The following is a 24662-nucleotide window of genomic DNA, read 5'->3' on the forward strand; positions in this document are numbered from 1 at the left end:
TGCGGCAAGATGTGGCGGAGGGCCGATGGCCCTCCGAGTTCGATGAATGAAGATCAGTAGCGCGGCGGTTCGGCCGGAACCGGCGGCGGCGGATCGGTCGAGATCGCAACCGGCATGCCCGACTGCAGCTTGATCTGGCCGACGGCGACGACCTTGTCCCCCGCCTTCAGACCCTTGAGGATCTCGACACGGCCCTCGACGCGGTTGCCGGTCTTCACGAAGGTGCGGTCCGCGGTCAGGGTGGTCTTGCCGTCGTCGCCCTTCTTCTCGGTGATCAGGAACACCGAGTCGCCGTACAGCGTGTAGTCGACCGCGGTTTCCGGAATGGTCACGACCGGCGGCTTCCCGGGCAGCACGATCGTGGTGGTCGCGAACATGCCGGGCTTGAGGATGCTGTCCGGATTCTGGATCGTGGCCTGAACCCGGATGTTGCGGGTGTCGGTCGCGATCTGCGGCTCGATGGTCGTGATTTGGCCCTCGAAGGTGCGGCCCGGATAGGCGTCGACCGAGACGCGTACGGCCTGGCCGACCTTGATCTGCGAGCTCTGCTTCTCGGTGACGGTCAGGTTGGCGTACAGCACCGACAGATCGGTCAGCGACACGATCTGCGTGCCGGCCGTCAGATACTGGCCGACTTCGACCTGGCGCACGCCGAGATCGCCTTCGAACGGTGCGCGCACCAGCTTCTGCGAGATCAGCGCTTCGGTCTTGGCGATGCCCGCCTTGGCCTGGTCGTAAGCCGCCTGCGCGGTGTCGACGGTCGATTGCGGACCGAACTGGCGCGACGCGAGCTGCTTGGCGCGGTCGAGCTGCAGCTCGCCGACGGTCGCCTGCGCCTTGTAGTTGGCGAGGTCGCCCTGCTCCGGTGCGTCGAACAACTGCACCAGCGGCGTGCCGGCCTTTACATGGCTGCCGGCGGTGAACTGGATCTCGGTGATGCGGCCCGGCACGTCGGTCGTGACGTTGACCTGGTGCACGGCGACGAGATCGCCGACGGCGGTCAGCAGGTTCGGAATCACCTCCGTCTTCGCCTCGACGGCCGACACGTTCGCCGGCGGCGGCTTATTGTTGGCAAAGAACTGCGCGATCATGTGGCTGCGGAAGGCGTTGAAGCCGACCAGCGCACCGACGAGCAGGGCCAGCAACAAGCCTACGATGATGAACCAGCGCACCATGCGGACGGGACGCTTGGCTTGCTTCTCCTTGATCGGTTGCCCCGAGATGTGGCTTTCGGTCTGAATATTCATGTCATGCACTTTCTGCAGTTACCGACGGTCCTGCGATCGGCGACGGCTGGCGGCCCAAATGAGTTGAAATTGCGGCTTCGGTAAGTCCGATGCCGCGAAGGATGAATTGGCAAAGCTGCCGCTCGGCCGCGGCGGCATCGCCGTAGGGGAGGCATGGTGTCGCAGGCAGCTGGGTCAGCGCACCCATCAGCACGGTATGGTGCGCAAACCAGAACAGGTTGAGCGGCTCGTCGCCGATCTTAGTGGCCTCGCCGGCGGCAATCGCCCGCTCGAGCGAGGCGGCGAAGGTCGGGCCGATCAGCTTGCCGACCTTGTCATAGAGCAGGCGCGCGAACTCGCCGTCGTCGAGATGGCTCGTCACCATCAGCCGCATCCGTTGCGTCTCTTCCTGGTCCGGCGCATCACGCAACTGCATGAAGTGATCGACCATGCCTTGCACCAGCTCGACCAGGGTCGCGGTCGAGGGCTCCTGGCCGAGCAAATGCGCGAGATCGGGATCCGCCTCGCACTCCTCGGCAAGGATCTCGGCATAGAGCGCCGCCTTGGACGGGAAGTGCTTGAACAGCAGCCCTTCCGAAATGGCAGCCGCGGCCGCCACGCTCTTTGTCGTGGTGCCGGCAAAGCCGCTGCGGGCGAAACACCGCTTTGCGGCGCTCAGGATCAACTGACGCCGCAAGTCACTCGTCATGCGTAAGGTAGACATCTGGGTCGTGAGTAATCACTCACTTTACCAAAAGTCAAGGTTCTATTGCACCGCGAAAGCCACTTTAAATAGGAGTGTGGCCGATCGACCCTCTGATGCGGTTCACGAGGTAGGTGCCGTCGCGGCTGGACAGCACGCGCTCCAGATTGGCCCCGTCGATCTTCGCGCTGGCGAACCGCGGCCCGGCCGTAACGTCTTGCAAAGACGAGGCAAAAGCCTCGACCTCCGCCATGGTGCTGATCGCCCGGCTATCCCCGATTCCGCAAGCTTTGGCAACACCCACGAGGTCGGCGGTTCCGCCGGTGTGGCTAGCCTGGCCGCCGGTCTCGCCGTAAGCCTCATTGTCCAGCACGATGATCGAGAGATTTTTCGGCTGCTGCAGGCCGACGGTGGCGAGGCTTCCCATCCCCATCAGCATCTCGCCGTCGCCGGTGATCACGACGACCGGCAGCGTCGGCTGGGCCAGCGCAAGGCCGAGCCCGATCATCACGGCGCCGCCCATGCCGCCCCAGAGATAGAAGTTGCGGTCGTGGTCGCCGGCGGCGGCGATGTCATAGGTCGAGGCACCGAGGCCGCCGACGGCGAAGGCGCTCTTGCGATCTTTCAGCAGCTCGGAAACGACGGCACGGCGGTCGAGGAGATTGGCTTTGCTCATTTGGTGAAGACCTTTGCCCCGATCAGGCGCTGCGACAGCAGGACGGCGGTTGGCGTGCAGGCGTTATAGGCCTGCGCCGCGCCGGCCTCGACGACTTCGCGGACCTCTTCAGGGTGCGAGGCGCGCAGCACCTTGATCCCGGACAATTCGAGAATCCCCTGCGTGTTCGAGCCCATCGGCACCTGCCAGGGATTGAACTCGCCCCATTCGCCGCGCATCGTCACCAGCGTGAGGAACGGCAGGCGGAAGATCTGCACCAGCGACAGCATGTTGATGCAATTGCCGACCCCGCTCGACTGCATCAGCAGCACGCCGCGCTGGCCGCCGGCCCAGGCGCCCGCGAGCAGCGCCACGCCCTCCTCCTCGGTGGTCAGCGCGATGCCGCGCATCGAGGACGACCCCAGCACCCGCTCGATCAGCTCTGAATGGCCGGCGTCCGGCACGTAGGGCACCTGACGCACCTCGAAGCGCTGCAATATCGAGAAGATCTCCTCGGGCCAGGAGGCCGCAGTGTCGGCACGGGCATGCATTGGCGTTTCCGGTCTTGTTGTTTGGTCGCGACTGTAGAGGGGCGCGCGCGCTTCATCAAAGCGCAAAACCGCATATGGCTCTGCGATTTGCTCGCACCACGCGGCGCCCGGCGCGCTGTTCCCGGCGCCTGGCAAATTGTGTTGCGCGGCCGCCGCCCGCGGCTTACGATAGTTGCAAATGAAACTAATTGGGTTGGATGCGCCATGAACGGACACGCGCGCGAGCTGGCTGACGGCTTCGACCTCGAGAAGCTGACGCCGGAGTTCTACGCTGACCCCTATCCGACCTATCGCGCATTGCGCGAGAACGCGCCGGTCAAGCGGCTGCCGAACGGCTGCTATTTTCTCACCCGCTACGACGACCTCATCGCCGCCTACAAGAACACCAAGGCATTCTCCTCCGACAAGAAGAAGGAGTTCTTGCCGAAATACGGCAACTCGCTGCTCTACGAGCATCACACGACAAGCCTCGTCTTCAACGATCCACCGGCGCATACCCGCGTGCGGCGGCTGATCATGGGCGCATTGTCGCCGCGGGCGATCGCCGGCATGGAGCTTGACCTGATCGCGCTGGTCGACAGCCTGCTCGACCGGATCGAGACCCGCGACCGCTTCGAGTTGATCGGCGACTTCGCCTCGGCAATTCCGGTCGAGGTGATCGGCAATCTGCTCGACGTGCCGCACGACGAACGCGAGCCGCTGCGCGACTGGTCGCTGGCGATCCTGGGCGCGCTGGAGCCAGTGATCGGCAAGGACGCGTTCGACCGCGGCAACAATGCGGTGAAGGATTTTCTCGCCTATCTCGAAACGCTGGTTGAACGCCGCCGCGCCAGACCGGGCAATCCCGAACGCGACGTGCTGACAAGGCTGATCCAGGGTGAGGACAATGGCGAGCGGCTGACCGCGAAGGAATTGCTGCACAACTGCATCTTCCTGCTCAACGCCGGCCACGAAACCACGACCAATCTGATCGGCAACGGGCTGGTGACGCTCAGCCAAAATCCGGATCAGAAGCAACGGCTAATCGCGCAACCCGAGCTGATCAAGACCGCGGTCGAGGAGATGCTGCGCTACGAAAGCTCGAACCAGCTCGGCAACCGCATGATCGTGGAAGAGACCGAGCTCGGCGGCATCAAGCTGCCGCCGGGCACGCTGGTCACGCTGTGCATCGGCGCGGCCAACCGCGACCCCGCGCAATTCCCCAACCCCGAAGCTTTCGACGTCGCGCGCACGCCGAACCGCCACCTCGCCTTCGGCACCGGCGCGCATCAATGCGCCGGCATGGCGCTGGCGCGCCTCGAAGGCGCCATCGCGATCTCGCGGTTCCTCAAACGCTTCCCGAGCTACGCGCTCGACGGCGAGCCGGTGCGCGGCGGGCGGGTGCGCTTCCGCGGCTTTCTCAGCGTGCCCTGCAGCATCAGCGCATAAGACGACACATTTGGCCGGCGACACACTTCCCTGTGGAGGAACTGATGCCCAAATCAACTGCAGGCACGATTTGATGTAATCTCTCGTGCGCTGCAGCGGGAGTGACGCATGATGAATGCATCGGTCACTGATTTCCTCGCAACCGAAGCGCAGTTCGGCACCTACAACTATGAGCCGATCGGGGTCGTGCTGTCCCGCGGCGAAGGCGTCTGGGTCTGGGATACCGATGGCAACCGGTACCTCGACTGCCTCTCCGCCTATTCGGCGGTGAGCCAGGGCCACTGCCATCCTAAGATCCTCGCAGCCATGATCGAGCAGGCGCATCGGCTGACGCTGACCTCGCGCGCTTTCCACAACGACCAGCTCGCTCCCTTCTACCGCGAGCTCGCGGAGCTGACCGGCTCGCACAAGGTGCTGCCGATGAACAGCGGCGCCGAGGCGGTGGAGAGCGCGATCAAGTCGGTGCGCAAATGGGCCTATGAGGTCAAGGGCGTGCCGGACGGACAGGCCGAGATCATCGTCTGCGCCAATAATTTCCACGGACGCACGCTCGGCATCGTCGGCTTCTCGACCGACCCCGGCTCGCGCGATCATTTCGGCCCGTTCGCGCCGGGCTTCAAGATCATCCCGTTCGGCGATGCCGCCGCGCTCGAGCAGGCGATCACGCCGAACACCGCGGCCTTCCTGGTCGAGCCGATCCAGGGCGAAGCCGGCGTCGTGATTCCTCCGCCAGGCTATTTCGCCCGCGTGCGCGAGCTGTGCACCGCGCATAATGTGATGCTTGTGCTCGACGAGATTCAGACCGGGCTCGGCCGCACCGGCAAGCTGCTCGCCGAGCAGCACGAAGGGATCGAAGCCGACGTGACGCTGCTCGGCAAGGCGCTGTCGGGCGGCTTCTATCCGGTGTCGGCGGTGCTTTCCAACAACGCCGTGCTCGGCACGTTGCGGCCCGGCCAGCACGGCTCGACCTTCGGCGGCAATCCACTGGCCTGCGCGGTGGCGCGGGCGGCGCTGCGCGTGCTGATCGACGAGGGAATGATCGAGAACGCGGCGCAACAGGGCGCGCGCTTTCTCGCCGGATTGCAGGACATCCGCGCCAACGTGATCCGCGAGGTGCGCGGGCGCGGGCTGATGCTGGCGATCGAGCTGCACCCGGAAGCCGGCGGCGCCCGCCGCTACTGTCTGGAGCTGCAGGCGCGCGGCATCCTCGCCAAGGACACCCACGAGCACACCATCCGGATCGCTCCGCCGCTGGTGATCACGGCCGATCAGGTCGACTGGGCGACGGAGCGGATCGCGGCGACCCTCACGCAGGACGTCTCCTGACGGTTCCCTGCGTCGGAAGACGGTAACGCCGGCTATAGCCATAACGAACGAATCCAAGATCTGCGCGTTAAAGCCCTGCGGGCGACTGTTGAACGGAGAGCTACGCCCATGCTTTCCCGCAGCGCTTTGTTTGTTGGCTTTTTGATTGGCAGCTCGATGCTCGTGGCGAACGGCGGCGCGTCCGCCCAGCCACACGGAAGGGGTGCACCGGCGGCAAGGCCGGCTGCACCTGCCGCAATGGCACGTCCCGCCCCGATGGTACACGCCGCCCCTCCCGCAATGGCCAGGCCGCCCGCAATGGCGAGACCGCCTGCAATGGCGCGGCCACCCGCGATGGCACGGCCGGCAGCACCCGCGTTCCACGCCCCGCAGCGACCGGCGATGGCGCCGCGCCCGGCCCCGCATTTCGCCGCCCCGTCGGTACGCCAGGCCCCCGATATCGCCGCGCCGCGTGTCGCAACGCCACGCCCCGAATTCCGTCGCGGAGCACCGCAGCGCCAGGCTCCGCATATCGCGGCGCCATCACGCCCGAGCCCACCTTCGCGCTTGAGCGAGCGGCCGTCGCCGACGGAGCGCGTTCAACAGCGCGCGCAGCAGCATCAGCAAATGATCCAGCAACGCCAGCAGGCGGCGCAGCAGCGGCAGCGCGACGCGCTCTCGCGCCAGACCACCGAGCGGCAGACCCGTATCGATCGCCTGCAGCAACGCGTGCAGCAATTGCAGTCGCAAAAGGTCCAAGGCGCACGCGCGCAGCGCGTCCATGACCGCGCCCTGCAGGCGCAGAACCGCCTGTTGCAGCGCGAGCAGCGTGCGCAGCAGGCCGACGTTGCCCGCCAGCAGAGATTCGCGCCGGCAGCGACGGTTGGCGCTGCTGTCGCGACCACGGCCGCGACACAGGCGGCTCAGCGTGAGCGATTTGCCGCGCGCTTCCGCGAGCAGGCAGGTGCGCAAGGCCAAGTAGGGCTTGCGGCGCGCCAAGGCGGCTGGGCGCCCCGACATGCCTGGCGACGCGGCAGCCACGCGGCCTTCGTGGCGTGGCTTGGGCCGGTGTTCTGGCCCTACGCCTATTCGGACATCTTTGACTACACGTTCTGGTCCTATGCCTACGAGCCCGGCTATTGGGCCTACGCCTATGACGACTTCGTCGACACCGTGTTCTGGGACACCAACAGTCCCTACTCCGCCTATGCCAGTATCAACCCTGGCGACTATCCGGCGGCCGCAGGCGGCTATCGGTCCCGTCGGCGCACCGACACGAGCCCGCAGGCAGTCAAGCAGCTCTGCGGAGAGCCGGACAAGGGCGTCACGGCCTGGCCGCTTGCCGACATCGCGCGGGCGGTACGGCCGGACCAGCAGCAGCGCGCGCTCCTAGATGAATTGAAGACATCAGCGGCAACAGCCGCCGATATCTTCAAGGACTCCTGCACGGACAGCTATGCCATGACGCCCACCGGCCGCTTGCGGTCGATGGAGAACCGCATCAGCGCGACGCTCGAGGCGATCAAGATCGTGCGGCCTGCACTGGAGAATTTCTACAGCTCACTCAGCGACGAGCAGCAGGCCCGCTTCAACGCGCTCGGTCCACATGTCGGCGAGCGTTCGCCGCAGCAGCAGGAGGCGACCGCGCAAGCCGGCAATTGCGGCGATTCGAAATCCGACCTGGCCCACCTGCCGATCAACCGGATCGCGGCCTCGCTTCATCCGGCGGGCAAGCAGAAGGAGGCACTCGACCGCCTGAGCGATGCGACCACAAAAGCCATCGCGGACCTGCAGGCGGCCTGCCCGAACGACGTGCCGCTGACACCGGTCGGCCGGCTGGAGGCGATGCAGCACCGGCTCGAGGCCATGCAGAAGGCCGCGAAGCTGATCGAGCCTGCACTGGACGAGTTCTATGCGATGCTGAGCAGCGAGCAGAAAGCCCGCTTCAACACGCTGCAGCGGGTCGCGAGCCCCTGAGACGGCCGGCCGGCGCTCCGGATCGCCGGGCGCGCCACAGAATGCCAGTCCCCCATCTTGCCTTTGCGGCCGGCGCGCAGCAATGTCTGTCACCGGCATCCCGATGCAATGCCGAATGACGGGGCGGGAATGAAGCGCGGCTGGATGAGCACTGGCGAGCTACGCGAGCGCTGGGGCGATTCCTTGTTGACGGTGCTCACTGTCCTGCTCCTGGTCATGATTTTCGTGGTGGCGCCGTTGCAGGCGTTGGGCCTGTTCGAATTCCAGATTTTTGAGCTTCTGCTCGCGCTGGTCCTGGTCGGCGGCGTCTTCCTGATGTCAGGCAGCGCGCTGGCGGTCGTCACGATGCTGGTCGCGCTCGTCATGATCGTCACGGGCGGGATCCTGAGACTACACTCACCTTCAATTTTCGATCTCAACCTGTTCGCCGCATCCTGGCTGCTCGTCGGCCTCACCATGGCGGTGACGGTGGCGCGTGCGACGTTCGCGCCAGGCCGCGTCACCTATCACCGTGTGATCGGCGCGGTCCTGCTCTATCTCACGGTCGCCGTGATCTTCGCGGCGCTCTACACCTTTGTCGGCACGCTGAGGCCCGACGCATTTCCCGGCATGAAGGTGGAAGACAGCCCGACATTGGCGAGCCGCGTCCTCTATTTCAGCTTCGCCACGCTCACGACGACAGGTTATGGCGACGTCGCTCCGTTGCATCCGATCGCGCGAAGCCTGTGCAATCTCGAGGCGATCTTCGGCCAACTCTACCCGGCAACGCTGCTGGCGCGCCTCGTCACGCTGGAGATCGAGCACCGCAACGAGGAGTCCTGATGAGGCACGAGGCGCGCATGCAGCGCCGTGCCCACCTGCCGGCGTTCTAGACCGCCGTCCGGTGCCGCTCGATGCAGGTTCGCAGCACCTCGTCCAGCGGACGGCCCCACCAGTCATTCGAGAAGATCTCGATCTCCGAATAGCCGTCAAAGCCCTGCGCCTCGACGGCGGCGCGCACCGATCTGATGTCGATGACGCCGTCGCCCATCATGCCGCGGTCGTTGAGGATGTCCTTGGTCGGCACCAGCCAGTCGCAGACATGGAACGCGAGCAGGCGATCCTGGCCGGCGCGCGCGATCTGGCTCATCAGCTCAGGATCCCACCAGACGTGATAGACGTCGAGCGCGACGCCGATCGCGCCGGTTCTGCCGGGATCGAGCGCGTCGCAGATATCGAGCGCATGCCTTGTGGTGTTCACGCAGGCGCGGTCGGCGGCATAGGCCGGATGCAGCGGCTCGATCGCGAGCGGCAGCTTTGCCTGCTTCGCATAATCCAGCATCTCCGCGATGCCGTCATGCACCTGCGATCGCGCCAACGCGATATCCTTGGACGCGGCGCTGCCCGGCCGTGAATATTGCGGCAGGCCGCCGACCACCAGCACGATGCAGGAGGCGCCGAGCGCCGCCGCCTCGTCAACAGCACGGCGATTGTCGTCGCGCGCTTCGCTGCGATGCGCGCCATCTGCCGTGAACATGCCGCCGCGGCAATAGCCCGACAGATCGAGCCCGGCATCCCTGACCGCACGGACGGCGCGATCGAGGCCGACGGCTGCGACCTGGTCGCGCCAGGGATCGATGGCGCGGATGCCATGGCGCGCGCAGGCCTCGACGATGGCGAGGAGATCGCCCTGCTTGCGGACGGTCGCTGTGTTCAGCGACAGCCAGCGGTGATCGTTGGAGAAGTCGCGCATCAGGCGTCGATGCCGCGCGTGGCCAGGATCGTCGCCATCCGGCGCGTTGCGAGCTCCGGATTGGCGAGCAGACCGGCCTTGTCGGCGAGCCGGAACAGCTCGGCAAGATGCAAAGTCGAGCGCGCGCTCTCCTGGCCGCCGACCATGGTGAAGTGATCCTGGTGCCCGTTGAGATAAGCCATGAACACGATGCCGGTCTTGTAGAAGCGCGTCGGCGCCTTGAAGATGTGGCGCGACAGCGGCACCGTCGGTCCCAGCACGTCGTGGAAGCCGGCCTCATCGCCGGCGGCGAGCCGCGACAGCGCGTAGGACGCCGCCGGTGCGATCGCATCGAAAATGCCGAGCAGCGCGTGGGAAAATCCTTTGTCGTCGCCGGCGATCAGTTCGGCATAGTTGAAGTCGTCGCCGGTGTACATTTTGACCCGCGGATCGAGCCGGCGCCGCATGTCGATCTCACGCTGCTTGTCGAGCAGCGACACCTTGACGCCATCGACCTTGGCCGCACTGGCGTTGATGATCGCAACCGCCGTATCCATCGCCTTGTCGAGATCGGCCGTGCCCCAGTAGCCTGATAGAGCCGGATCGAACATGTCGCCGAGCCAGTGGATGATCACGGGCTCACGAACCTGCGACAGCACGCGGTCGTAGACCCTGGCGTAGTCGTCAGCGCTCTTGCCGAGCTTTGCCAGCGCGCGCGAGGCCATCAGGATGATGCGGCCACCGGCCTTCTCCACTGCCGCGATCTGCTCCTCATAGGCACGGATCACATCGTCGATCGACCTGGCATCTTCCACCGCGAGATGGTCGGTGCCGGCGCCGGAGAACACCAGCGCATTGCCCCTGGCCTTTGCCGCCTTCACCGAGCGCTGGATCAGTTCGAGCGAGGTCGCCCAGTCCAGCCCCATGCCACGCTGCGCGGTGTCCATGGCGTCGGCGACGCCGAGGCCGAGGTCCCAGACGTGCTCGCGAAACGCGATCGTCTTGTCCCAGTCGATCGCCGCGGCCAGCCAGGGATCGACGTCGGCGCGCGGATCGGCCACCACATGCGCCGCCGAGAATGCCACGCGGTTCAGCGTACCCTCGAGCTTCGCCGGAAAGGTCCGCGACGCCGCCAGGCGATAGGTCTCGAGGCCGCCGCCAGCGGTCGGCAGCTTCAGCGACAGCGATGACATCGGTCGGACAGGCTTGTTCATGACAAAGCCCCTTCTCAGACTGATATCGGGGCGACGTCGATCCAGCGCCGCTCCTTCCAGCTCTTCAGCGCGCATTCGGCGAGCTGCACGCCCTTGGCGCCTTCGAGCAGGGTGTATTTGTAGGGCGCGTCCTCGCAGACATGGCGGATGAACATCTCCCACTGTTCCTTGAAGCCGTTGTCGTAAACGACATTCTCGGGCAGCTTCTGCCAGTCGGCATAGAAATCGTGCATCCGCTTCTCGTCCGGATTCCACACCGGCCGCGGCGTCGCCTCGCGCGCCTGGATCATGCAGTCGGTCAGGCCCGCCACCGCCGAGCCATGGGTGCCGTCGACCTGGAAGGTGACGAGGTCGTCGCGGTAGACGCGCGTCACCCAGCTCATGTTGATGTGCGCAATGACGCCGCCCTTCAGGCGGAAGGTGGCGTAGGCGGAATCGTCGGCGGTCGCCTGGTATTTCTTGCCCTTCTCGTCATAGCGCTCGGGGATGTCAGTCGTGCCGAGGCAGGTTACGCTCTCGACCTCGCCGAACAGATTGTCGAGCACGTAGCGCCAGTGGCAGACCATGTCGAGGATGATGCCGCCGCCGTCCTCGGCGCGGTAGTTCCACGACGGCCGCTGCGCTTCCTGCCAGCCGCCCTCGAACACCCAATAGCCGAACTCGCCGCGCACCGAGAGCATGCGGCCGAAGAAACCGGAGTCGCGCAGGAAGGCGAGCTTCTTCAGGCCCGGCAGGAACAACTTGTCCTGCACCGTGCCGTGCTTGAGGCCCTTGGCATTGGCGAGCTTCACGACCGCAACGGCCTCCTCGAGATTGGTCGCGATCGGCTTCTCGCAATAGACATGCTTGCCGGCATTGATCGCCTTGGTCAGCAGCGAGGGCCGCGCCTGCGTGGTCGCGGCGTCGAAGAACACGGTGTCGCCCTTGTCCGCGAGCGCGCGATGGAGATCGGTGGTGTGTCGTTCGATGCTGTATCGTTTTGCCAACGCGCCGACCTTCTCGGCGTCGCGGCCGACCAGGATCGGATCGGGCATGACGCGGTCGCCGTTCGCAAGCTGCACGCCGCCCTGCTCGCGGATCGCGACGATCGAGCGGATCAGATGCTGGTTGAGCCCCATCCGGCCGGTGACGCCGTTCATGATCAGGCCGAGGCGTTTGGTCGTCATACTGCTTGCTCCTGCGAAACGCGTGGTGTCGGCCGCTTGAGCGGCTGCATGATGGACCAGTCCGGATGGATCGAACTGGCAAAGCCCGGCGCGACGGCGATCGATCCGGTCAGCAGATCGCCGTCATGGATCGCGAGGCGGACCTTGCCGCGCTCGCGCGTGTAGAGATCGGGGTGCGCGGTGAGGAAGGCGTCGGCCTCGTCAGCCGGGGTGTCGGCAAAGCCATCGACATAATGATGCCCGTTGCGCTCGGCATGGGTGACGCCGATCAGCGCCCCGAGCGCGAGGTCCTGCTGCACGCCGAGCCCGGCCTGGCAGGTCAGGTCCTCGCCGCTGACGAAATAGCGCTCGCCATCCGCGCTCCACGCCGCCGCGCGGATGGCATTGATGATCGACTTGTAGATGCCCTTGCAGGATTTTGAGGAGATGCCGCGATAGCCGAGCGCACGCGCCTGCGGGAATGCGTCATAGCAATCGTCGGCCTCGTCGATGATGAAGCCGTACGCCGCCAGTTTCCCGAGCGGCGAGGCTCTTGTGATATCGCGCGGCATCGGTTGCTCGATATAGAGCAGGTTTGCCCTGATCGGCTGCAGCGCCGCGTCATGGTCGAGCCGGTCGACCAGCGCGTTCAGCGCGGCAAGGTCCGCATATTGCTCGTTGGCGTCGAGCGTGATCCTGGTGGCGTAAGGCAGCTTTGCGAGCTCGCAGCCGATCCGTGCCAGCCGCGCCGCGTCATGCGCCGGATCGCCGTTCAGCTTGAGCTTGAAATAACGCGCACCGGCGATCTCGTTGCGGTCGGCGACGCCACCCTCGCCTTCAACCTTGTCGTCCATTCCGACCGTATGCCTGACGGCGACACGCTCGAGCCGCTTGCGCGTCGACATGAACCGCGCGATCGCGGCGTCGTCGAGATCCGGCGTCAGCCGCGCATCAATGCCGGCTATATTGCCGGCCATGCCGTCGAAGACGTTCGCGCCGGCCGCGCGCAGCAGCGCATCCAGGATCGCCTTGTCGATCTCGGCCGGGCCAAAGCCGGCGGCAAGCGGCGGAATGTCTTCCGCAGCGCACGCCGCGACCTGCGGACCGATACACGCGGCGTGCAAGCCGAACGCGGTCTCAAAACCCGTGTTCGCCAGATAGAGCTCACGTGCAATCGCAAGCGAGCGGCGGAGCCCGTCGAGCGACTGCGCTTCGGTCAGATGCGGCCGCTTGTCGAACCATTTCGGCGCCAGCATCTCGGCGCTGGCGCCGGTGGCGCGGCCCTTGCCCTCCACCTCGATCTCAACCCGCACGAACAACTGCGTCGACGCGGTGATTGTCACCGCGCCGAAGCGGAACGGCCGGGCGAATACCAGCGGCCGTTCGAAGAACGCGATATCGTTGACCTTGAGGCGAAGCGGCATTGAAGGCTCGGGTGTTAGTCCAGCGACCCCTGGGTGAAGAAATGCTTCCGGATCCGCTGCACCAGTTCGTTGAAGACGGGATCGGACATCGTCTCGAGCGAGCGCGGCCGCGGCATCGGCACGTCGTAGATCGCGGCGATCGCGCCGGGCCGCTCGGTCATCACGAGCACACGGTCGGCGAGGAACACGGCCTCCGGGATCGAATGCGTGATCAACAGGACCGTCTTGCCGGTCTCGCGCTGGATCCGCATCAATTCGACGTTCATGCGCTCGCGCGTCATGGCGTCGAGCGCGCCGAACGGCTCGTCCATCAGCATGATCTTGGGGTCGTGCACCAGCGCGCGGCAGATCGAGGCGCGCTGCTGCATGCCGCCGGAAAGCTGCCAGGGCAGCTTCTTCTCGAAACCTTCGAGGCCGACAAGCTTCAGCAGGTCCTTGGCGCGCGCGAGGTATTTGTTCCGCGGCAGCTGCTTCATGTCGATCGGCAGCATCACGTTGGAGAGGATGTTGCGCCACGGCAGCAACAGCGCGTTCTGGAACACGATGCCGACATTGCCGTGCGGCCTGGTCACCGGCTCGCCGTCGACCAGCACCTCGCCCGTCGTCGGTGGCAGCAGGCCTGAGATCATCTTGAGCAGCGTGGACTTGCCGCAGCCGGACGGCCCGACCACGACAAAGAACTCGCCGTCATTGATGGTAAAGTCGAGCGGCCGCAGCGACGGCACATCGCCGTCGCGCGACCGGTAGGTCTTCGACACGCCGGACAGTTTGATACCCGGCGTGGCTCCCGCCGCGCGGTCCGACACCAGGCGAAGATGCGCTGCGGGCAGAACATTGGCTGGATTCATCACAGCCCTCTCCACCCGTCGTCCCTGCGAAAGCAGGGACCCATACGCCGTGTCCTCTCATTTGGGCACGCGAGCAGAGACCTTCCGTACCAATCAACGCCGGTGGTTATGGGTCCCTGCTTTCGCAGGGACGACAGTCGGTGGTGATGATTCACGAGTCGCCCTTCGGCAGATAGTCGTTGGTGTAGAACGCCTTCGGATTGGCCTTGGCCTTGGCGTCGAGGCCGCCATACTCGACCATCAAATTGACCGACTCGGTCATGTTCTGGTCGGTGACCTGGAACGGCCGCTTAGTCCTGGTCTCCGGCGTGCGATAGAGCGGGATCGTCAGCTCGAAGCCTTGCGTCAACGTGTCGATCTTGCCGCCCTTCGGGTTGGCGTCGAGGATCGACTGCGCAGCCGCCCTGGGGTCCTTCTCGGCGGCTTCCACCGCCTTGGTCGTCGCCGACATGAAGCGGCGGACCAGGTCGGCATTGGCCTTCACATAGTCGGAGTTCGCGATGATGCCCGACGACACCATGTTGATGCCGTAGTCGGCGAACTTGATCGGATAGACGTCCTTGCCGGTGGCGTCCTTGATCTTCATCGACTGGTCCATGACGTAGCCGAGCAGCAGGTCGGCCTGACCGTTGATCACGGCGTTGAGCTTGGTCTGGCCGTCGCCGGCGACGGTGTTGAAATCGCTTTCCTTCAGGCCGGTCTTCTTCAGGAACAGCGGCCAGATCTGCGTCATCGAATCCGCCGGCGTGATCGCGACCGTCTTGCCCTTGATGTCCTCCGGCTTTCTGATGTTCTTGTCGGCAAGGCTCATCGCCGACATCGGGCTGGTCTGCAGCAGCACGCCGGTGGCGATCACGGGCGCGCCCTTCACGGCCGCGCGCATCATGGTGGGCACGTCGACATAGCCGAAATCGGCGGTCTTGGCGGCCACCGCCTGCGTGGTCGCGGCCGAGCCGCGGCCTTCCTGGATCTCGAGGTCGATGCCCTCAGTGGCATAGATGCCCTTGGCCTTGCCATAATAGAACGGCGCGTGCTCGCCATAGACGTACCAGTTCAGCATCAGCACGACCTTGTCGGCCGCGGATGCGGGGGCCACCGCAAGCGCGGTCCAAGCCAGCGCGGCAATGACAGCAGTGATCAATCGCATCACGTTCTCTCCCTGTTTCTCGTCATTGCGAGGAGCGAGAGCGACGAAGCAATCCATTCCTCAGCTTGTGGCGCGATGGATTGCTTCGCTTCGCTCGCAATGACGGTTTTCCCTCTTCGTTAGGTGGCTCTGCGATATCCCTAGGAAGCAAGAATGATGTCGTCGCGCTGGCTGACGTGCCAGGGGATCACCAGCCGCTCGATGCGGTCGACGATCCAGAACAGGATGACGCCGAGCAGCGCGAGGATCACCAGCGCGGCGAACATCGTCGGCAGGTCGAAGGTGCCGATCGAGCGCTGCATCACATAGCCGATGCCGGAATTGGAGCCGACGAACTCTCCGACGACGGCGCCGACCACGGCGAGCGTCACCGAGACCTTCAGGCCGGAGAAGATCGCGGGCATCGCGTGCGGCAGGTTGACCGCGCGGAACACCTGGAAGCGGCTGCCTTGCATCGCGCGCGCCAGATCGACCATATCAGGGTCGACCGACTTGAAGCCCTGCACCGCCGAGACCACCACCGGGAAGAAGCCGAGCAGGAACGCGGAGATCACCTTGGGGATGATGCCGAAGCCGAACCACACCACGAACAGCGGCGCGATCGCGATCTTCGGCACGGACTGGGAGAACACCAAGAGCGGATAGACGTAGCTCTCGACCGTCTTCGAACCCGCGATCAGCATCGCAACGGGAATGCCGAACAGCGCCGAGAGCAGGAAGCCGCAGATCGTTGCATAGGTGGTCGGCCAGGACTGCCGCAGCAGCTCCGGCCAGTCGCTCCAGAGCACCGCCACGACGTCACCGGGCGAGGGAATTTGGTAGGCCGGAATATGGAACAAGCGGATCGCGAGGTCCCAGGCCGCCACGATGACGACCAAAAACAGGAACGGACGTACCCACGCCGCATTCAGCACCTTCGACAGGCCCGAAAGGCTCTTTGCCTCCGCCACGTCACGCTCCCTTTGCAGTCTCTCTGTTCGTTCAGAAATTAACCCGTTGGATAAATACTGTCCAGCCCCAAGCGCGCGGCAAAATCGCGCCGAGATACGCGACTTTCGTCAGGCGAGATTTTTTGTCGGATGAGACTTCGTAGCTGTGTAGCCCGGATGAAGCGCAGCGAAATCCGGGACCGGACTATCCGGGACTGAGCTGTCCCGGATTGCGCTTCGCTCAATCCGGGCTACGGTCATCAGTAATAAGCGCGAGCGCGCGCCTCACACCACCCGGTGCTCGGCCGCGCGCAGCACCGGCATCGCGCCACCGAACGCCGCCGTGGATTTGCCGGTCAGCGCCGCCAGCACCAGCGCGGTCATGTGCTCGAGGCGTTCGTCGCGCGCGTCCTTCTTCAAGAGGTCGCGGCCGAAGATCACGCTCAGCGTGGCGCTGTTGGAGAGATAGAAGAACGCCAGCCCGGCGATCGAGATGTAGAGTTGCACCGGATCGACCGCGACGCGGAAATCGCCACTCTCGACCCCGCGCGTCACCACGGTGCGGATCATCTCGACAAAGGGCGAGTGCATCGACTTGACCTTGGTCGAACGCTTCAGGTGTTTTGCCTTGGCGAGGTTTTCGGTGTTCAGGAGCGCCAGGAACTCGGGATTGCGCAGAAAATAGTTCCACGTGAAGTCGATCAGACGCCCGATCGCCTCGGGCGGATCGAGATGCTCGAGATCGAGGGTGCGCTCCTCGGCGCGGATCTTCTCATAGGCGCCTTCCAGCACCTCGAGATAAAGATCCTCCTTGTTGCCGACGTGGTAGTACAGCATGCGCTTGTTGGCGTCGGCGTTGGCCGCGATGCGGTCGACCCGCGCGCCGGCGAGGCCATGGGCGGCGAATTCCTGCTTGGCCGCCTCGAGAATCCGCAGCCGCATCCCCTGGGGGTCGCGCTGCCATCTCTGAATTCGCTTTGCCTTGGCCAAATCGATCGCCCGTGATGCTGAATTGATGAATGTAGCATGACGAACGACGTTTGAGAACGAATGTTGTCGTGACGGCCATGCGGGAATATTTCTCGCAGACGCGACATGCAGCGTCCTCCCTGCCGTTCCCGGATGCACGCTGTCGTGACGACGCACGCATGAAACGCGGCCTAGTCCGGCTTTCCTTGCGAAGGCTGCACCAGAAGCGTCGGCACACCGCATGTGCTGTTGCGCACCGTCATCACGCGCGTGCCGGGCTTGCGGCCGGTGCGGACCTCGGAGACGTCGACGCCAGCGGCGATCAGCCGCGCACGTGTGGCGTCGATATCGGCGACGCGCCAGCAGATGCCGCGCAGCCGGTCCGGCGCGTCCGTCTCCGATTTGCCCGGCCGGTGCGTGACCTCGACCACGAGGTCGCCGCAGCGGAAGAACATCAGCCGGCCCCACTCCGGATGCGACCGGTCGAGCGCCATGTCGAGCCCGAGCCGAGCACCATAAAGCGCGGCGGCGCGTTCCGGATCGGCGGTCGAAACCACCACATGATCCATCGCGGTGATCGAGGCCGGCGTGGTGCGCACCGACAACGGCCGCTCCTGATCCCGCTCCAGGAAGAACATGCGCACGCCGCGCGTCGCCTCGGTCGCGGCCCGCGTCCGCTTCCACGACAGCGTGGCGCCACTGGTCTCGTCGCGGCTTTCGACTTCAGTGACGGGTTCGGGCTTCAGCGTCAGCCGGTCGAGCCGGCGGTGTGTCCTCGCAATGTCGCTGGTGCGGAAGCAGAGGCTCGCAAGCCCCTCGCCTTGCGTTACGAGCGCGCTGCGGACGCGCTGGGCTGCATCATCGTCGCCGTGCGGCGCCACCAATTCCAGCGTGGTGTTGTCGAGCGTGAACAGCGTGTGATCCGCGCCGCCGCCGCTGTAGCGCCAGGAAGGCGTCCGCGCGAAGAGCGTCTCGTAGGCGACGCTGGCAGCAGCGATGTCGCTGGTCAGGACGACGACGTGATCGAGACCGGTAATCATGGCTGCAACCTCCCCGAATCTGCCGTCATTGTGTTTCTCCCTTAACCCAACCCGGAACCACGGGCTGCCGCCGGCCGTTATGCCGCATGCCAGAACGGCCCGGCGCAGCCATCATCTCTACCTGTAAACCAGGCAGGGTTGCGAATATTTTCAGCGATATCGGCCGATCAGCAATGCTAGTCTGGAACCGCCGGCCGGGACCACACCAAGCCACGACGGAAAGCGAATGCAGGCCCTCTTCATCGGACAGACCTATATCGACGTCACCTTCATCACAGATCACATGCCTGTCGGCGACGAAAAGCACGTCGCCGACGCCTATGCGGTGTCGTTCGGCGGCAACGCGGTGACCGCAGCATTCTGCTGCGCCAAGCTCGGCGTCCCGCCGGACCTGATCGCCACCATGGCCAATGACTGGCTGGGACGGATGTTCTGGGACATGGCCGACCGGTACGGCATCTCGTTCCACCCCCGCAAGGTCAACTCCTCCTCGCTGTCCTTCATCATGCCGAACGACGGCAAGCGCGCCATCGTCCGCTGCCGCGACGACCAGCACATCCATCCCTTTCCGCTGCTGAACATCAAGGGCTGCCGTGCGCTGCACATCGACGGCCACCAGCCGGACGCCGCGATCCATTATGCGAAGCTGTGCCGCGAGGATGGCATCCTGACCTCGCTCGACGGCGGCGGCCTGCGCACCAACACCCACGAGTTGCTCGCATTCATCGACATTGCGATCGTCGCCGAACGCCTCTGCGAGCAGATGGACAAGACGCCGGAGCAGATGCTCGACTATCTCAAGAGCCGCGGCTGCAAGGTCGGCGGCGTCACCATGGGCGAGCGCGGCCTGCTCTGGTATGACGAGGCCGGCACAGTGCGCACGCTGCCGGCCTTCCCGATCCCGCGCGCGCGTGTGATCGATACCAACGGCGCCGGCGACGTCTTCCACGGCGCCTACATCTACTCTTACCTTTCAAACCCGAGCAAAGGCTGGCATGAGCATTTCAAGTTCGCGCGCGCAGCCTCGACCTTCAAGATCCAGAAGCTCGGCAACGAGGCCGGCCTGCCGACGCTGGCGGATATCGCGGCGGTCAAGCAGGAGTTTCGCGCCGAGGCTTGATAGGTGTGAATGGGGCTAGGCCATGGGGCGCGTCTTCGTCGCCGGCAGCATCAATATGGACGTGGTGGCGACCGCCGAGCGCCATCCGCGGATCGGCGAAACCGTGGCAGGCGAGGCCGTGCTCTATTTTCCCGGCGGCAAGGGCGCCAACCAGGCGGTGGCTTCGGCCAAGCTCGGCATACCGACCACGCTGATCAGCCGGCTCGGCACCGATGCATTCGGCAAGGAGCTGCGAACGTTCCTTGCCGCGCAAGGCGTCGATCTCACCTTCGTCAAGGACACCGACGGCACGCATTCAGGCACGGCGATCATCACGTTAGCCAACGCCGACAACACGATCGTCGTCGTGCCGGGCGCCAACGGGCTGGTCGAGGCCCATGATGTCGCGGCCCCCGTCCTCGCGAGGGGTGACGTCGCGGTCAGCCAGTTCGAGATCCCGCTGCCGGCGATCGCTGCCTTCTTCCGACGCGCCCGCGCCGTCGGCGCCACCACGATCCTCAATCCGGCACCGGCAAAACAGGCCGACAAGGCTCTGCTCGATCTCGTCGACATCCTCGTTCTGAACGAGACCGAACTCGGCTACCTGACTGGCACGGGGCTGCGCGACAGCGACACGCCGGAGCGCTTCTCCGAGGCGGCCCGGGCGTTGGGGCAAGGCAGGATCGTCTGCGTCACGCTCGGAAAGCGCGGCGTGCTGGCGCTGGTCGACAATCAGCCGCTGCTCGTGCCGGGACGCGAGGTCAAGGCCGTCGACACCACAGGCGCCGGCGATTGCTTCGTCGGCGCCCTCGCCTCACAGCTCGCCATCGGCAAGCCGCTCGGCGACGCACTGGCCTACGCCAACGCCGCCGCCTCGATTTGCGTGCAACGGATGGGAGCCGCGCCGTCGATGCCGACGGCGGATGAGGTGGCTGCTATCCTCTCCCCGAGTCGTCCCGGCGAAAGCCGGGACCCATAACCACCGGCCGTGGAAATAGGCACGCGCGTAGTAACTGCGTTCGTCTCCGCCAACGACTGCCGCGGAGTATGGGTCCCGGCTTTCGCCGGGACGACGCTTGCTTATATTTGCGCCAGCGCACTCTTCAGGTCGAAGCTCGCATCCGCCGCCTGCTCCGGCGTGATCGAGCCGCCGGCGCCGAGCAGCCTGCGGCCGAACATGTGATCGCCGGCGCGGTTGACCGACTCGATGCCGAGCAGTTTGTCGCCGCGATAGCAGAACGCCGAGAACGCGCCCTGCGCGCGGTCGCCGCGCACCACGACGCGGTCGTAGCCGGTGGTGAGACCCGCCATCTGCAGCTTGTCGGGGCCCTGGTCGCTCCAGAACCACGGCAGACCGTCATAGACCTCGGTCTTGCCGGTCAGCCGCGACGCCACGCAGCGCGCATGGTCGGTCGCATTCTGCACCGACTCCAGCCGCAGCGACCCGCCGAAGCGTTTGCTGGTGTAGAGCGCGCAATCGCCGATCGCGGAGACATTCGGATCGGCAGTCAACAGATGCTCGTCGACGATGATGCCGGATGCCACCGGCAGCCCGGCCTCCGCCGCAAGCTCGACATTCGGCAGCACGCCGACACCGACCACGACGAGATCGGCCGGGATATGCGTGCCGTTGCTCAGGCTGACGCCGGTAACCTTGCCGCCATCGGCCTCGATCGCCGTGACCTGTACCCCGAGGTGAAGCCGGATGCCGGCCGCGTTGTGGCGGGATTGCGAGAACTCGGAAATCTCCGCGGTCACCGCCCGCGCCATCACACGGGAGGCGAGTTCGACCACGTCGACCTCGAGGCCCTTGGCCCGCGCGGTGGCGGCGAATTCGAGCCCGATGAAGCCCGCGCCGATCACGACGACGCGCATGCCGGGCGCGATCAAGTCGCGCAGCGCCTGGCTCTCATCCAGAATGCGCAGGTAGCGGACTGCGTCGAGCTTGGCGTTGGGGATATCCAGCAGCCGGTTCCGCGCGCCGGTGGCGAACACCAAGTGTCCGTAATCGAGCGACGCGCCGGAGGCGAGCGCCACCTTCCGCGCATTGCGGTCGATCGCATGGGCGCGATCGGTGATCAGCTCGATCTTGTTGTCCTGGTAGAACTTGTCGGGCCGGAACATCAGGCTCTCGGGCCCGCCGGTCCCTTTCAGATAGGCCTTCGACAGCGGCGGCCGCTGATACGGCAAATGGCCTTCGTCATTGATCAGGACGATGCGCTCGGCGAAGCCGGCCTGGCGCAGCGACGCCGCGAGCTGGAAGCCGGCGTGTCCGGCGCCGACGATGATGACCGAGCCTGTCATCGGAACAACCCAAATACGCGCGAGCAGGAGTGACCCATGCCGTTTCCTCTTATCGATGTTAGCTTGCTTGCCCCGTCCCCACAGCGCTCGTGTCTGCGTACCGAAGGCGCATGCCATTTGGCCTCATGGCTCGTACCGATGCAAGGGGGTCCCAGGCGATTCTGGGCGCACCCGCGGCCCCCGGGCGCCGGGCCGGATTGCCACGGCTCCCGACAAGGCCTTAAATGTCCGGAACCAACAAGCCCAAGGTCTTCAATATGCCAGCACCCGCCCCCTCCACCACCGACCCCGCTTTGCTCCGCATCGACGGCGCCATCGCGACCATCACGCTGAACCGGCCGGCCGCGTTCAACGCGATCGACATGACGATCGCCAAGAAGCTCGAGCAGCTCAGCGCCGAGGTCGAAGCCAACAAGGACGTTCGCGTGCTGGTCATCGAGGGCGAAGGCCGCGCCTTCTGCGCCGGCGGCGATCTGCAGACCATCGGCGCCGCGACCGAAGCCAACAATATCGCTCCCGTGGTCGGCGAGATGCTTCACCACTACCATGCCTTCATCGAGACCGTCCGGCGGATGCCGAAGATCGTTCTATCCAGCGTGCATGGTTCGGCGGCCGGCGCCGGCATGGGCCTCGCGTTCGTGACCGACCTGTGTATCGCCGCGGACGATGCCCGCTTCACGCCCGCCTATGCCAAGATCGGCGTGTCGCCGGATGGCGGCAGCACGGTCGGCATCGTCGGCACGGTCGGGACCCGCCGCGCGCTGCAGATTTTCCTCGCCGAGGATGGCTTCACCGCGCAGCAAGCCTATGAATGGGGTCTCGTCGTCAAGACCGTCCCCGCGGCCGAGCTGAAGGCAGCGACGCGGCAGCTCGCCGAGCGCCTGGCGCAGAATCCGCCCGCCGCGATCGCAGGGACCAAATCACTGGTCTATCAGGCCGCCACCACGCCGACCAAGCAGCAGCTCGACGCCGAGGAACACAAGATCATCACGGCGATGCATACCGACGATTTCCGCGTCGCCGTGAAGAAGTTCACCAGCAAGTCGAAGTAGAGGTTTGGCTAGTTCGGGCAAATGTACCCCGTGCCGCCGGGTGCCTTGAAGCAGCCGACCGATTCCGGGATCACCTGCTTGGGCAGCCACAGCACGACCTTCGGAAAATAGATCGTGAAGCAGATCGTGACCAGGAACACGACATAGATCGGCAATGCCGCCCGCAACGCTTTTGCAAAACTGATGCCGACGAATTTCGAGGCCATCAGCAGCACGAGCCCGTAGGGCGGCGTGATCAGGCCGAACGCCAGCGTTGCGATCAGCACCACGCCCATGTGCACGCCGTTGATGTCTCCGGCCTGGGTCAAGGCGTTGACCAGCGGCATGAAGATGATGATGGTCGGCACCGGCTCGATGAAGTCGCCGACCACGGTGAACAGCAGCACCATCAAGAGCATGATGAGGTGCGGATCGTTGCCGGCGATCGAGGTGATCCAGTCGGCGATGTAAATCGCGCCGCGCAGATAGGCCAGCATCCAGCCGAACGCGTTAGCCGCGCCGATCGTGATCAGCGGCAGCGAGAAGATCAGGCCGGCCAGGCAGAAGTCGTACGGGATCTTCTTCAGGTGCCCGCGGTTCAGCGCCGGGATCACCACGATGATGATGTAGGCGACCGCGACGACCCCGGCCTCGGTCGGCGTGAACCAGCCGGTCAGGATGCCGCCAAGCAAGATCACTGGGATCATCATCGGCAGCGCCGCGTCACCGGCGGCGAACGCAACCTGGCGCAGCGGCGCGCGCGGCTTGCGCAGTCCCGATGGCCCAAAGAAGTAGCAGTAGATCATCAGCCCGAAGCCGATCATCAGCCCGGGGACCACGCCGGCCATGAACAGCCCGGCGATCGAGACGTTGCCGACCGCGCCATAGACCACCGCCGTGATGCTCGGCGGCACCAGCGCCGCGATCGTCGACGCCGAGGCGATGATCGCGGCGATGAAGGCCGGCTCATACCCTTCCCGCCGCATCGGCCCGCCGAGCGCCCGGCTCATGACCGCGACGTCGGCGGTGGTCGAGCCCGACATCTCCGAGAAGAACATGCTGAAGACGACGACGACCTGCGACAGCCCGCCCCTGATGTGGCCGACCAGCGAGACCGACAGGTTGGCGATGCGGACCACGACATTGGCCGAGCTCATGAGCTCGCCGACCAAGAGGAAGAACGGGATCGCAAGCAGCGCCTCGGAATCGACGCCGTCGAAGATCTTCTGGATGATCGCCGCCAGCGAGACGTCTGATAGCATTGCGCCGACGAACACGCCGGCCATCAGCGAGAACGGCACGGGCACGCCGAGATAGCCGAAGAACAGGAAGCAGAACGACATCAGCGCCAGCACGACCGGTGCGCTCACGGCTGCACTCCTGTCGTCGCGCGGGTGTCGATCGCAAGAATCGGAAGGTCGTCATCCGGCGGCTCCGGATGGTCGAAGCCATTCCGGATCCCGTTGACGAGCTGCTCGATCGTGAACAGGCCGATCAGGATGCCGGACAGCGGGATCACCGCATAGAGCGAGGCGATCGGCGTACCCGACGGCAGGCGGAAGCTGCCGAAGCCTCGCAGGTAATTTTGATAGCCGTACCAGACCAGGCAGAAGGCGACGCCCAGCACCACCAGACGGATGACGATCTCGACGAACAGCCGCGACCTGCCATGCAGCGCTTCGGAGATCGCGGTGAGATAGAGATGGTCGTTGCGCCGTGTCGCGACCGCGGCCCCGACGAAGATCGCGTAGATGAACAGCGTCGAGGTCACCTCCTGCAGCCACAGCCAGGGATGACCGATGGTGCGGGTGACGATATCGGCGGTCACCGACAGCGAGAAACCGAAGCACAGCAAGCCGCACAGCATCATCAGGATCAGCTCGAGCCGGTCGAGCGCCCGCCATTTCAGATGCCGCTGCCGTTGCTGCACCAGTGTGTCGGCGATGGCCATGCTCG

24 protein-coding genes are annotated in these 24662 nt (G+C 65.3%); 7 read left to right on the plus strand and 17 right to left on the minus strand.

Annotated features, from left to right (window positions below; translation table 11 throughout):
- Positions 1-53: 53 nt before the first annotated feature.
- From QA635_RS29205 to QA635_RS29220, 4 genes are all read right to left on the minus strand, one after another.
- Complete coding sequence (locus QA635_RS29205) at positions 54-1247, minus strand: efflux RND transporter periplasmic adaptor subunit (RefSeq protein ID WP_283062980.1); 1194 nt, start codon at positions 1245-1247, stop codon at positions 54-56.
- 1 nt (position 1248) lies between these two features.
- Positions 1249-1950, minus strand: a complete 702-nt coding sequence (locus QA635_RS29210) for a TetR/AcrR family transcriptional regulator (protein WP_076827113.1) — start codon at positions 1948-1950, stop codon at positions 1249-1251.
- Between the two features lie 64 nt (positions 1951-2014).
- Positions 2015-2605: a thiamine pyrophosphate-dependent enzyme gene (locus QA635_RS29215; protein ID WP_283062982.1), complete on the minus strand. Its 591-nt coding sequence runs from the start codon at positions 2603-2605 to the stop codon at positions 2015-2017.
- Positions 2602-3135, minus strand: a complete 534-nt coding sequence (locus tag QA635_RS29220; protein WP_018270486.1) for a thiamine pyrophosphate-binding protein — start codon at positions 3133-3135, stop codon at positions 2602-2604. The genes QA635_RS29215 and QA635_RS29220 overlap by 4 nt, the downstream gene beginning before the upstream one ends.
- A gap of 204 nt (positions 3136-3339) precedes the next feature.
- Here QA635_RS29220 and QA635_RS29225 point away from each other — a divergent pair, with 204 nt between their 5' ends.
- Positions 3340-4563: a cytochrome P450 gene (locus QA635_RS29225; RefSeq protein ID WP_283062983.1), complete on the plus strand. Its 1224-nt coding sequence runs from the start codon at positions 3340-3342 to the stop codon at positions 4561-4563.
- Positions 4564-4674: 111 nt separating this feature from the next.
- Positions 4675-5889: an ornithine--oxo-acid transaminase gene (rocD, locus tag QA635_RS29230; protein ID WP_092083348.1), complete on the plus strand. Its 1215-nt coding sequence runs from the start codon at positions 4675-4677 to the stop codon at positions 5887-5889.
- 522 nt (positions 5890-6411) lie between these two features.
- On the opposite strand, the gene QA635_RS29235 is transcribed toward rocD, so the two are convergent.
- Complete coding sequence (locus QA635_RS29235; RefSeq protein WP_283062984.1) at positions 6412-6867, minus strand: hypothetical protein; 456 nt, start codon at positions 6865-6867, stop codon at positions 6412-6414.
- A 51-nt stretch (positions 6868-6918) separates the two neighbouring features.
- Here QA635_RS29235 and QA635_RS29240 point away from each other — a divergent pair, with 51 nt between their 5' ends.
- Both QA635_RS29240 and QA635_RS29245 read left to right on the plus strand, forming a co-directional pair.
- On the plus strand, positions 6919-7845 hold the full coding sequence (locus QA635_RS29240; RefSeq protein WP_283062986.1) for a Spy/CpxP family protein refolding chaperone: 927 nt from the start codon (positions 6919-6921) through the stop codon (positions 7843-7845).
- A 129-nt stretch (positions 7846-7974) separates the two neighbouring features.
- Positions 7975-8667 (plus strand): potassium channel family protein, encoded by a 693-nt coding sequence (locus tag QA635_RS29245; protein WP_283062987.1) that lies wholly within the window; start codon positions 7975-7977, stop codon positions 8665-8667.
- 46 nt (positions 8668-8713) lie between these two features.
- Here the strand turns inward: QA635_RS29245 and QA635_RS29250 are convergent, their stop codons facing one another.
- The 9 genes from QA635_RS29250 to QA635_RS29290 all read right to left on the minus strand — a co-directional run bounded on the left by QA635_RS29250 (position 8714) and on the right by QA635_RS29290 (position 18272).
- Positions 8714-9577 (minus strand): sugar phosphate isomerase/epimerase family protein, encoded by an 864-nt coding sequence (locus tag QA635_RS29250; RefSeq protein WP_283062988.1) that lies wholly within the window; start codon positions 9575-9577, stop codon positions 8714-8716.
- Complete coding sequence (locus QA635_RS29255; RefSeq protein WP_283062989.1) at positions 9577-10770, minus strand: dihydrodipicolinate synthase family protein; 1194 nt, start codon at positions 10768-10770, stop codon at positions 9577-9579. The genes QA635_RS29250 and QA635_RS29255 overlap by 1 nt, the downstream gene beginning before the upstream one ends.
- A gap of 14 nt (positions 10771-10784) precedes the next feature.
- Positions 10785-11936, minus strand: coding sequence for a Gfo/Idh/MocA family protein (locus QA635_RS29260; protein WP_283062990.1), 1152 nt, complete (start codon positions 11934-11936; stop codon positions 10785-10787).
- Complete coding sequence (locus QA635_RS29265) at positions 11933-13339, minus strand: enolase-like domain-containing protein (protein WP_283062991.1); 1407 nt, start codon at positions 13337-13339, stop codon at positions 11933-11935. Before QA635_RS29265 ends, QA635_RS29260 begins: the two co-directional genes overlap by 4 nt.
- A gap of 14 nt (positions 13340-13353) precedes the next feature.
- Positions 13354-14187: an ABC transporter ATP-binding protein gene (locus tag QA635_RS29270; protein ID WP_283062992.1), complete on the minus strand. Its 834-nt coding sequence runs from the start codon at positions 14185-14187 to the stop codon at positions 13354-13356.
- Between the two features lie 151 nt (positions 14188-14338).
- Positions 14339-15337 (minus strand): ABC transporter substrate-binding protein, encoded by a 999-nt coding sequence (locus QA635_RS29275; RefSeq protein ID WP_425249060.1) that lies wholly within the window; start codon positions 15335-15337, stop codon positions 14339-14341.
- A 137-nt stretch (positions 15338-15474) separates the two neighbouring features.
- Positions 15475-16284 (minus strand): ABC transporter permease, encoded by an 810-nt coding sequence (locus QA635_RS29280; RefSeq protein ID WP_283062993.1) that lies wholly within the window; start codon positions 16282-16284, stop codon positions 15475-15477.
- 264 nt (positions 16285-16548) lie between these two features.
- Complete coding sequence (locus tag QA635_RS29285; RefSeq protein ID WP_057017592.1) at positions 16549-17205, minus strand: TetR/AcrR family transcriptional regulator; 657 nt, start codon at positions 17203-17205, stop codon at positions 16549-16551.
- A gap of 218 nt (positions 17206-17423) precedes the next feature.
- The gene (locus tag QA635_RS29290) at positions 17424-18272 is read right to left on the minus strand and encodes a VOC family protein (RefSeq protein ID WP_283062994.1); all 849 of its coding nucleotides are present in this window, start codon (positions 18270-18272) and stop codon (positions 17424-17426) included.
- Between the two features lie 226 nt (positions 18273-18498).
- Here QA635_RS29290 and QA635_RS29295 point away from each other — a divergent pair, with 226 nt between their 5' ends.
- Both QA635_RS29295 and rbsK read left to right on the plus strand, forming a co-directional pair.
- On the plus strand, positions 18499-19392 hold the full coding sequence (locus QA635_RS29295) for a sugar kinase (RefSeq protein ID WP_018270479.1): 894 nt from the start codon (positions 18499-18501) through the stop codon (positions 19390-19392).
- Between the two features lie 22 nt (positions 19393-19414).
- A complete protein-coding gene (gene rbsK / locus QA635_RS29300; RefSeq protein ID WP_283062995.1) occupies positions 19415-20350 on the plus strand; it encodes a ribokinase in 936 nt (311 codons plus the stop codon).
- A gap of 101 nt (positions 20351-20451) precedes the next feature.
- On the opposite strand, the gene QA635_RS29305 is transcribed toward rbsK, so the two are convergent.
- Entirely contained in the window at positions 20452-21675 is a 1224-nt protein-coding gene (locus QA635_RS29305) for an NAD(P)/FAD-dependent oxidoreductase (RefSeq protein ID WP_225160773.1), read from the minus strand.
- Between the two features lie 257 nt (positions 21676-21932).
- On the opposite strand from QA635_RS29305, the gene QA635_RS29310 reads away from it, so the two are divergent.
- Positions 21933-22727, plus strand: a complete 795-nt coding sequence (locus QA635_RS29310; protein ID WP_283071878.1) for an enoyl-CoA hydratase/isomerase family protein — start codon at positions 21933-21935, stop codon at positions 22725-22727.
- A gap of 8 nt (positions 22728-22735) precedes the next feature.
- On the opposite strand, the gene QA635_RS29315 is transcribed toward QA635_RS29310, so the two are convergent.
- Positions 22736-24076, minus strand: a complete 1341-nt coding sequence (locus QA635_RS29315) for a TRAP transporter large permease (protein WP_283062996.1) — start codon at positions 24074-24076, stop codon at positions 22736-22738.
- Positions 24073-24657: a TRAP transporter small permease gene (locus QA635_RS29320; protein ID WP_283062998.1), complete on the minus strand. Its 585-nt coding sequence runs from the start codon at positions 24655-24657 to the stop codon at positions 24073-24075. Before QA635_RS29320 ends, QA635_RS29315 begins: the two co-directional genes overlap by 4 nt.
- Positions 24658-24662 lie beyond the last annotated feature (5 nt).

It is taken from the genome of Bradyrhizobium brasilense (genome assembly GCF_029714345.1).
In the GTDB taxonomy this organism is placed as follows: Bacteria; Pseudomonadota; Alphaproteobacteria; order Rhizobiales; family Xanthobacteraceae; genus Bradyrhizobium; species Bradyrhizobium australafricanum.

Coding starts and splice junctions, on each gene's coding strand:
- QA635_RS29260 (WP_283062990.1), bottom strand. CDS start 11,936: ATGACGACCAAACGCCTCGGCCTGATCATGAACGGCGTCACCGGCCGG.
- QA635_RS29225 (WP_283062983.1), top strand. CDS start 3,340: ATGAACGGACACGCGCGCGAGCTGGCTGACGGCTTCGACCTCGAGAAG.
- QA635_RS29205 (WP_283062980.1), bottom strand. CDS start 1,247: ATGAATATTCAGACCGAAAGCCACATCTCGGGGCAACCGATCAAGGAG.
- QA635_RS29295 (WP_018270479.1), top strand. CDS start 18,499: ATGCAGGCCCTCTTCATCGGACAGACCTATATCGACGTCACCTTCATC.
- QA635_RS29305 (WP_225160773.1), bottom strand. CDS start 21,675: ATGACAGGCTCGGTCATCATCGTCGGCGCCGGACACGCCGGCTTCCAG.
- QA635_RS29215 (WP_283062982.1), bottom strand. CDS start 2,605: ATGAGCAAAGCCAATCTCCTCGACCGCCGTGCCGTCGTTTCCGAGCTG.
- QA635_RS29290 (WP_283062994.1), bottom strand. CDS start 18,272: ATGATTACCGGTCTCGATCACGTCGTCGTCCTGACCAGCGACATCGCT.
- QA635_RS29310 (WP_283071878.1), top strand. CDS start 21,933: ATGCCAGCACCCGCCCCCTCCACCACCGACCCCGCTTTGCTCCGCATC.
- QA635_RS29210 (WP_076827113.1), bottom strand. CDS start 1,950: ATGTCTACCTTACGCATGACGAGTGACTTGCGGCGTCAGTTGATCCTG.
- QA635_RS29255 (WP_283062989.1), bottom strand. CDS start 10,770: ATGAACAAGCCTGTCCGACCGATGTCATCGCTGTCGCTGAAGCTGCCG.
- QA635_RS29320 (WP_283062998.1), bottom strand. CDS start 24,657: ATGGCCATCGCCGACACACTGGTGCAGCAACGGCAGCGGCATCTGAAA.
- QA635_RS29245 (WP_283062987.1), top strand. CDS start 7,975: ATGAAGCGCGGCTGGATGAGCACTGGCGAGCTACGCGAGCGCTGGGGC.
- QA635_RS29270 (WP_283062992.1), bottom strand. CDS start 14,187: ATGAATCCAGCCAATGTTCTGCCCGCAGCGCATCTTCGCCTGGTGTCG.
- rocD (WP_092083348.1), top strand. CDS start 4,675: ATGAATGCATCGGTCACTGATTTCCTCGCAACCGAAGCGCAGTTCGGC.
- QA635_RS29285 (WP_057017592.1), bottom strand. CDS start 17,205: ATGCGGCTGCGGATTCTCGAGGCGGCCAAGCAGGAATTCGCCGCCCAT.
- QA635_RS29250 (WP_283062988.1), bottom strand. CDS start 9,577: ATGCGCGACTTCTCCAACGATCACCGCTGGCTGTCGCTGAACACAGCG.
- QA635_RS29220 (WP_018270486.1), bottom strand. CDS start 3,135: ATGCATGCCCGTGCCGACACTGCGGCCTCCTGGCCCGAGGAGATCTTC.
- rbsK (WP_283062995.1), top strand. CDS start 19,415: ATGGGGCGCGTCTTCGTCGCCGGCAGCATCAATATGGACGTGGTGGCG.
- QA635_RS29265 (WP_283062991.1), bottom strand. CDS start 13,339: ATGCCGCTTCGCCTCAAGGTCAACGATATCGCGTTCTTCGAACGGCCG.